1 protein-coding gene is annotated in these 1,606 nt (G+C 34.6%); it reads left to right on the forward strand.

The features are described 5' to 3' along the window. The first annotated feature begins 119 nt into the window (after nt 1–119). Nucleotides 120–1,523, forward strand: a complete 1,404-nt coding sequence (locus ACEN2N_RS18945) for a serine hydrolase domain-containing protein (protein ID WP_441825790.1) — start codon at nt 120–122, stop codon at nt 1,521–1,523. Nucleotides 1,524–1,606: the final 83 nt, after the last annotated feature.

Below are 1,606 nucleotides of genomic sequence, written 5' to 3' on the forward strand. Positions count from 1 at the left end.
CACGTAATCACCCTTCCTTTAAACTAATTTATCATTCAAAATATAGTATCTTCAAACTAAGAACCAAACATACGAGCCGAACCGTTGTGTGTAATTAAAACGCAGACTAATAAAAAAGAATGAAAATCTATTTAACAATAATTGGAATTTGTTTGACGCAATTAATCTTTGCTCAAAATCCGCAATTTTTAGAATTACTAAATTATTACAATACTGAAAAGCAATTTAATGGTGTGGCTCTTGTTGCCACCAAAGGGGAAATTGATTTTTTGAGCAGTGCAGGTATTGGAAATAGACAAAATAGTTCGATACTGAACACCAAGTCAAAATTCAGAATTGCCTCCATGACCAAGGTTTTTACTGCGGTACTCGTTATGAAATTGGCTGAAGAAAAAAGGCTAAACCTTGATGATAAAATAGGCAAATACCTACCCAATTACCAAGGAGAAGGAAAAGATAAAGTCATCATACATCAATTGTTAACCTATTCTTCAGGGATTGAAAACAAGCTGGATGCTCTTGGAATGGCACCCTACCAAACAGATATAACGCTGGATGAATTTATTGAAACCTATTGCTCAGGAAAACTAGTCTTTACTCCAGGAGAGAAATCCGATTACGGCAATACAGAGTACATTTTACTTCAAAAAATAATTGAAACGATATCTCAAAGTAGTTACGAAACCTACCTGACCAAAGTTATATTGAACCCTTTTGAAATGCAGAACACTCAAATGGTGAAATCCAACGAAATCAATCCAGGATTGTTGCCCAGCTATACTTACCAAGATTCTCTAGGAATATTTTTTAGAGATGCTCCTTATTACCCTGAACTCTACTTTGGTGCAGGTGCACTTTATTCTACAGTTGAAGACCTGCTAAAGTTTGATCAAGCGCTTTTCAATAACAAAGTATTAAGCAAAGAAACGACCGAAAAATTATTAACCATTCATCCTGAACTTGGATATACGGCTTATGGGCTTTGGGGTTCAACAGGCTGGGGAAATTTCAGTGAACCATTCTATTATCGTACAGGAGCAATTCTTGGTTCTAATGCGAATTGGATTCACACGATGGAGAATGATAAAACCATAATTGTATTGAGCAATACAAACGCCACTAATTTATATGAACTTTCAGAAAAATTATATTTAGCGAGCATAGGGAAAGAGGTCGAAATTCCCGCAACCGAATTACAAAATAGCTTTATTGATACAAATATTGAGAAAATTAATGGAACTTGGCAAATTGATTTAAGACCAAGCCCAAACAGCGAACCTTATCTAAAAGATTTTTACATTACCGAAGTATCAGGAAAAGAATTTAGTGGAGAATTTTATGGTTCTACATTTTCTAATGGTCTAATAAATAGTGAATGGGGAAATATTCGTTTTGCCTTTACAACTAAAGACGGCAGTAACACTTACTTTCATTCCGGGTATTTTTCAGGTACTATGATTTACGGCATTTCGTATTCCGAGGGAAGGAAATTCATTTCATATTGGACGGGGAAAAAGAAATAACTACACACAACAAAGAACTGAGGTAAAAAACAAACAAATTCTTCTTTAATCTGAGACAATATTATTCTAGGCTCATAGATTCA

This window comes from Maribacter spongiicola, assembly GCF_052119685.1.
GTDB lineage: Bacteria > Bacteroidota > Bacteroidia > Flavobacteriales > Flavobacteriaceae > Maribacter > Maribacter spongiicola_A.